The 6,934-nt window shown below is 47.4% G+C and carries 7 protein-coding genes; 5 read left to right on the forward strand and 2 right to left on the reverse strand.

All coding sequences use genetic code 11. The features are described from left to right. From B5J93_RS14440 to purU, 5 genes are all read left to right on the forward strand, one after another. Positions 1–257: hypothetical protein (locus tag B5J93_RS14440; RefSeq protein WP_211278894.1), on the forward strand; the 257-nt coding region annotated here is incomplete at its 5' end. Further along, on the forward strand, positions 221–1,069 hold the full coding sequence (locus B5J93_RS12435; RefSeq protein ID WP_265734221.1) for an ABC transporter substrate-binding protein: 849 nt from the start codon (positions 221–223) through the stop codon (positions 1,067–1,069). The genes B5J93_RS14440 and B5J93_RS12435, both read left to right, overlap by 37 nt. A 79-nt stretch (positions 1,070–1,148) precedes the next feature. Then, on the forward strand, positions 1,149–2,078 hold the full coding sequence (locus B5J93_RS12440; protein ID WP_079326664.1) for an ABC transporter permease: 930 nt from the start codon (positions 1,149–1,151) through the stop codon (positions 2,076–2,078). After that, positions 2,075–2,869 carry an ABC transporter ATP-binding protein gene (locus B5J93_RS12445; protein ID WP_079326665.1) on the forward strand — a complete coding sequence of 265 codons (795 nt, stop codon included), beginning with the start codon at positions 2,075–2,077 and terminating at the stop codon, positions 2,867–2,869. The genes B5J93_RS12440 and B5J93_RS12445 overlap by 4 nt, the downstream gene beginning before the upstream one ends. Positions 2,870–3,047: 178 nt before the next feature. Next, complete coding sequence (gene purU / locus B5J93_RS12450; protein WP_079326666.1) at positions 3,048–3,905, forward strand: formyltetrahydrofolate deformylase; 858 nt, start codon at positions 3,048–3,050, stop codon at positions 3,903–3,905. 83 nt (positions 3,906–3,988) lie between these two features. Here purU and ndk read toward each other — a convergent pair whose 3' ends face one another. Together ndk and B5J93_RS12460 are read right to left on the reverse strand one after the other, a co-directional pair. Next, positions 3,989–4,420 (reverse strand): nucleoside-diphosphate kinase, encoded by a 432-nt coding sequence (ndk, locus tag B5J93_RS12455; RefSeq protein WP_079326667.1) that lies wholly within the window; start codon positions 4,418–4,420, stop codon positions 3,989–3,991. 192 nt (positions 4,421–4,612) lie between these two features. Next, a complete protein-coding gene (locus B5J93_RS12460; RefSeq protein WP_079326668.1) occupies positions 4,613–6,805 on the reverse strand; it encodes a carboxy terminal-processing peptidase in 2,193 nt (730 codons plus the stop codon). Positions 6,806–6,934 lie beyond the last annotated feature (129 nt).

Genomic DNA, 6,934 nt, shown 5'->3' on the forward strand with positions numbered 1-6,934 from the left:
AAGTTGAGAGTGGGGTAAAAGTCATCATATTGTTACACAAGGAGTTCGTTATGGCGACCATCAGTGCCAAATTTCCCAAACTCATCGGCATGAGCATGCTTTGCTCGCTACTGTTTGCCTGTGGCGGTGATAAACCTGCCAGTCAAAGCGAGACCGTCCAAGCCCCACGACTGCCGAGAACAAATCGATTGCCATTACTGCCATCGTCGAACACCCTGCACTGGACGCTGTTCGTCAAGGCACGCTTGAAGCCCTAGCCAGCGAAGGCTTTAAAGAAGGCGAGAACCTAACGGTCAATTTCCAATCCGCCCAAGGCAACCCTGCCACCGCAGGACAAATCGCCAAACAGTTCGTGGCGGACAACCCTGACGCCATCATCGCCATCGCCACCCCATCCGCCCAAGCGGTCGTGAATGCCACCACGAGCATTCCTGTGGTATTCTCTGCCGTAACCGAACCTGTGGAAGCCAAACTAGTACCCAAACTAGATGGCTCTGGCACCAACGTAACAGGGGCATCGGACGTGCTACCACTTGCACCACAGATTGACCTTATCAAAGAGCTGATTCCTAGCGTCAAAAACATCGGTTTCGTGTACAGCCCAGGGGAGGTGAACTCCACCGTGACTTTGCGTAACCTAAAAGACATCGCCGAACCCCAAGGCATTACCATCGTTGAATCCCCTGCCCAAAAATCATCAGATATCGCCATGAGCGCCCAAAGTCTGGTTGGCAAAGTGGACGTGATTTATACATCAACCGACAACAACGTCATCAACGTCTATGAAGCTCTTGCCAAAGTCGCCAAAGAAGGCAAAATCCCCCTTGTCTCATCTGACCCTAGCGTGGTCGAGCGTGGAGCGAGCGTCGCTCTTGGCGTGAATTATCATAATCTAGGGCTAGAAACAGGTAAAATCACCGCCCGCATCCTAAAAGGCGAAAAAGCAGGCGACATCGCCGTGTACAGTGCCAGCGAGCTTGACTTGATGGTCAGCAAGAAAAATGCCGGCGAGCAGGGTTTGAGCGTGCCACAATCCATTTTGGATAAACCCAAAACAGTGGTAGAATAATGCCTTTTAGATAATTATTTTATAAATACAAAATGCACGCCAAATCGTGGGCGTGTGTTTTGTTTTGATTGGAGCAGATATGTCATTGATTGCCTTTTTAGGGGCGTTAGAGAGCGGACTGATATATGCCATCATGGCACTCGGGGTGCTCATATCGTTTCGCATTTTGGATTTTCCTGATTTGACCGCCGATGGTAGTTTTCCTTTGGGCGGTGCAGTGGCGGCAGTATCCATCATCGCAGGCTTTAACCCTTGGGTGGCTTGTCTTTTTGGCATGATGGCAGGCATGATGGCAGGGGTTGTTACCGCATGGCTTAACGTCAAGATTGGCATATTACACCTCCTGGCAGGTATTTTGGTCATGACCGCTCTGTATTCGGTAAACTTACGTATCATGAACGCCCCCAACCTATCACTACTTGGTGAGCCGACCGTTTTTACCCCATTTATCAGTGGCGATAATGGCATGTGGGTACGTGTACTGGTCGCAGGGGCGGTTGTGGTTGTGATCAAACTACTGCTTGACTGGTTTTTTAGCACCGAGACAGGGCTTGCCATGCGTGCCACAGGCTCTAACCTAAAAATGACACAAGCCCAAGGCATTAACACCTCCTTTACCATCATGCTTGGCATGGCGATTAGCAACGGCTTGATTGCTCTATCTGGGGCGTTATTTGTACAGACCCAAGGCGGGGCGGACATCTCGGTGGGTATCGGTACGATTGTGGTCGGTCTGGCGGCGGTCATCATCGGCGAGACCGTGCTAAGTGCCAAAAAAATCTTTCTTATCACGCTCTCGGTGGTCATCGGTGCCGTGCTGTACAAGCTGTTTATCCAAATCGCCCTATCTAGCCAAACCCTACGTAGCATCGGCTTTGGACCGCAGGACTTGAACCTAGTAACCGCCCTACTCGTGGCGATTGCTCTGATTTTACCCAAATTTCGCTCAAAAGCCCTAAGTGCGTTTGGCATGGGCAAAAAGTCTGCCAAAACAGGGGGTGTCTCATGATGATAGCAACCGACTTACGCCTGACCTTTAATGCTGGCACACCCATCGAAAACCCTGCCTTGCGTGGACTGTCTTTACACATCAACGATGGCGAGTTTGTGACTGTCATCGGCACCAACGGGGCAGGCAAATCCACTTTTCTAAACACAGTAAGCGGTGCCTTACGCCCCGACACTGGCTCGATTGTGATAAATGGCACGGACGTTACCAAAAAGCCCACGCACAAACGCAGTCACTGGGTCGCCCGTGTGTTCCAAGACCCGATGGCAGGCACTTGTGAAGCCTTAACCATCGAAGAGAACATGGCTCTCGCCTTTAAACGTGGGGGTGTGCGTGGCTTACTTCCTGCCCTAAACAGCAAAAATCGTGAGCTGTTTCGTGACAAACTTGCCATCTTGAACCTAGGGTTAGAAAACCGCCTAACCGACCGCATGGGACTGCTCTCAGGCGGACAACGTCAAGCGGTCAGTCTTTTGATGGCAAGCCTACAACCATCAAAAATCCTACTCCTAGACGAACACACCGCCGCCCTTGACCCCAAAACCGCCAGTTTCGTCCTAGAACTCACCGACAAAATCGTGAATGAAGGTCGGCTAACCACACTCATGGTCACGCACTCAATGGCTCAGGCATTAGCCCACGGCACACGCACCGTCATGCTCCATCAAGGGCAAGTGGTGCTTGACGTCTCAGGCGATGAACGCCGTGGTATGAATGTTCAAGACCTGCTAGATATGTTTGAAAAAACTCGTGGCGAGAAAGTGGCGGATGACAGTTTGATATTAGGATAAGGGTTTTTGTTATAACAAAGGATTTAAAGGTTAAACGGCTTTTAAATCCTTTTTTATTTTTAGAAAAATCAACACACTCATTTTAAAAGCCAAAACAACATTTTTTATCAAAAAATTCCCCCATCGGACTCAGATGGTGGTAAAATTAACACTTTTTTAATGAAAACAGAGTAAGACCATGAATCAAAACATTGCACGACTTTTGGTAACTTGTGCCGACCAAGCAGGCATTGTCCAAGCGGTATCAGGCTTTTTATATCATCACGGGGCAAACATCATCTCGCTTGACCAACACACGACCGAAGCCTATGGCGGTAAATACTTCATGCGAGTAGAATTTCATGTAGAAGATTTGGCAGACAAAAAACAAACCCTACTTGATACCTTTGCCAAAAATGTCGCTGACAAATACCAAATGAGCTGGCGGTTGTCTTGCAGTTTTGATGTCAAAAAAGTGGGGATTTTGGTGTCCAAAGAAGACCATGCCTTGCTAGAACTTTTGTGGCGTTATAGCCGTGGGGCATTGCCTTGTCAGATTACCAAAGTCGTCTCCAACCACGAAGATTTGCGTGCTGATGTTGAGAGCTTTGGCATTCCTTTTGTGCATATTCCCGTCGGTAAAGACAACAAAGACGAAGCCTACGACAAAATCGATGAAGTCATGCAGGGCAATGATTTACTGGTACTGGCTCGTTATATGCAGATTCTTACGCCAAGTTTTGTTAATAAATGGGAGAGCAAAGTCATTAACATTCATCACTCATTTTTGCCTGCCTTTGTGGGAGCCAATCCCTACAAACAAGCCTTTGATAAAGGAGTCAAACTCATCGGGGCAACCGCTCACTATGTCACAAGCGAGCTTGATGAAGGCCCTATCATCGAGCAAGGCGTGGAGCGTGTCAGTCATGCCTTTGATGTGGCAGAGCTACGAGAGCTTGGGCGAGACATTGAACGTGAAGTGCTGGCTCGTGCGGTCAGGTGGCATTTAGAAGACCGTATTATCTTAGATGGTAATAAAACCGTGGTCTTTGACTGATTTTGATTGATTTTTGTTTCATCAAAAAACCGAACCATTTATCATGGCTCGGTTTTTGTTTGCTTAGCAGTTTTGGGCAAAGATTAACGAGTGCGTGGGCAAACTTCGTTATCAGCAAAGAAATAAGCAATCTCACGCTCAGCAGATGTGGTGCTGTCAGAACCATGAGCGGCGTTCTCATCAATACTGGTAGCAAAGTCAGCACGGATGGTGCCAGCTGCTGCTTCTTTTGGGTTGGTCGCACCTAGGATGTCACGGTGAGCAAGTACCGCATTTTCGCCTTCTAGTACAGACACAACAACAGGACCTGAGGTCATGAATGCCACTAGGTCAGCAAAAAAACCACGCTCTTTATGCTCAGCATAAAAACCTTCGGCTTCTTCTTTTGATAGATGTTTCATCTTGGTGGCGATGATTTTTAGACCATTTTTTTCAAAGCGAGAGAAAATCTCACCGATGTGGTTGGCACCCACTGCGTCTGGTTTTACGATAGAAAGTGTGCGTTCAATAGCCATGATATTTCCTTAAAATAAACAAATGGATGAATGAATAAATGTTCGTAATTTTGCCGTTTTGTCGGTCAAAATCTTTTTTATTATAACCAAGTTTTGATAAAAATCCTAGGGGATAACGATAAATTTTAGCAAAAAATAAAGCATGACAAACCCATCATGCTTTATTTTGTCTTTGCCCACTTTTGCCTTATATTATTCCACCACTGTCTTTTTGTCTTTGGCTTCAAACATCAAGGTCGCCGCTTCAATGACAAACGCTTCACTTTCGGGCAGTTGGGGGCGTTCGTTTTCTTTCATCAAGCTACGCTCTTCGGCTAGGGCGTCCATGCTTGCCTGATACATTGACCAGTCGGTAAATGGGGCCTCGCCTGTGGCTTGACGACGGGCGTTTTCGGCAGCCAAGGTTTTTTGCTCAATAAGGTCACGCTTGGCACGGCGTTTGTCAATGTCCACATCGGCAGGTTTTTTGTCATCATCCATGGCACGAATGTCATTGAGTGCTGTCAAATATTTAAACTGTGGATTGCTCTCTTGGCGTGCCTTTGATGATGCGATGAGCGATGCCATCAAATCCTTGGCGTATTTGCCATGTGCCATGAATGGCGTGGTTTTGATGGTGTCCCACTCCAAGGGGTTTTTATACTCACGCTCACCAAACTCAACCCCTTCATAGATATTCACCAGTGGCACATCAGGCACCACGCCTTTGTTTTGGGTGCTACCGCCTGTGATACGATAAAATTTACGCTGTGTGAGCGTCATTGACCCAAGTGCCAAATCATCACGCTGTACCTGTGCCGAGCCTTTGCCTGTGGTTGTACTGCCCACCACCAGTCCACGCCCATAGTCTTGAATCGCCGCTGAGAAAATCTCTGACGCAGATGCCGAGCCTAGATTGATAAGCACCACCATCTCGCCTGCATAGAGCTGTTTGCCACCGTCTTTATCGGCAAATACCTGCACGTTGCCTTTATTGTCACGGATTTGCACCAAAGGACCTTCTTTGATAAATAGCCCCAGCATTTTGACAACTTCATCTAACGAACCACCAGGGTTATTGCGTAAATCCACCACCATGCCATCAATGTTTTGCTCATTTAACGCCTTGATGGCTTTTTCGGTGTCAAGGCTGACCGAACGGTACTCATCCGCCTCTGCCCCACTACGACGTGCGGCAAAGTTAAGGTAAAAACTGGGAATTTCTAACACGCCCACACGCTTGATGCCACCATCATAAGGCACTTCAATCACACGGTGATGCACGCCTGAATCTTCTTGTTTGATGACGTCACGCACGATGGTGACCGTACGAGCCGAACTGTCGGGCGTGTTGGGTTGTTTGACACGAATGGTAACAGACGTACCTTTTGCTCCCCGAATGAGTGCCACTATCTCACGGGTGCTAAATCCGACCGTATCCACCATGCTCTCGCCATCTTGGGCAACCCCCAAAATCAGGTCATTGGCTTGGATTTGCCCTGTTTTTTGGGCAGGACCACCGTCCACTAGGCTCACAATACGGATATAATCAGGGTTCTTGCGGTCAGGGCGAATGGATACGCCAATGCCTTCTAATTGCAAATTTGACTGGATTTGCATTTCATTGGCCTGGACAGGAGCAAAATAGTTGCTGTGTGGGTCGTAAGTCAAGGTCGCCGCATTTAAAATCGTTTCCATGATTTCATCATTTTTTAGGCGGGCAAGCTGTTCTTGCTGACGATTTAGGCGGTTTAGTAAAATCTCGGTGGGCGTACGCTCATCGCCACGCACCAAATCCTGTCCCCGAGCCAGCTCAGGATTATCCAAAAATGCCTTATCCTTTGCCTTGTCATCTTCTTGACCAAGAGTCAGTCCGATGAGTGCATAGGTGGTCTGCGTTTGCCAAAACTCTCGCTGCTCATCAACGCTCTTAAAACGTGAGGCTTCTTCACGGTCTAGTACGATGGTTTTATCGGTGTTTAGATTGACATCGGTTTTTAAAAACTCTTTGGCAAAATCATAATACTCATTGGAGCGTGTGCGATAACGCTCAAACACTTCAATCCCTGCCGACAAGTCGCCACGTTTTAGGCGTTCGGCGAAATTATCGGCATATTTGGCATTTAACTCATCGATGTCCGACTGTAAAAAAAGCGTGCGTGATGGGTCAAGCTGGTCATAGTACATGGTCAAGATTTTTGCCCCCATTTCCTGGTTTAGGGGCTGGTCTAGATAATGGGCTTTGTCCAATAATAACGACACTTGACGGGCGGTGACTTTTTGTTCGGCAGTCGGCTCAAAACCGACTTTATCCTGTGCCATCGCCACGCCCACATAACTTTGGGCAAACAAACCGCCTGCGATGACTGTTGCTACCCCTGATAAAAAAAGTTGTTTTTTTGACATCATAGTACTTCCAAACTCGGTTGTCACAACTGACAAATTAAAAGTGACTTATCATAACATATCTTTATTACTTGTGTGTCTTTATTTTGTGATGATTTTTGGAAAAAGTGGCATTGTTAAACTAAAATA

This window comes from Moraxella equi (assembly GCF_002027555.1).
Taxonomy (GTDB): Bacteria; Pseudomonadota; Gammaproteobacteria; order Pseudomonadales; family Moraxellaceae; genus Moraxella; species Moraxella equi.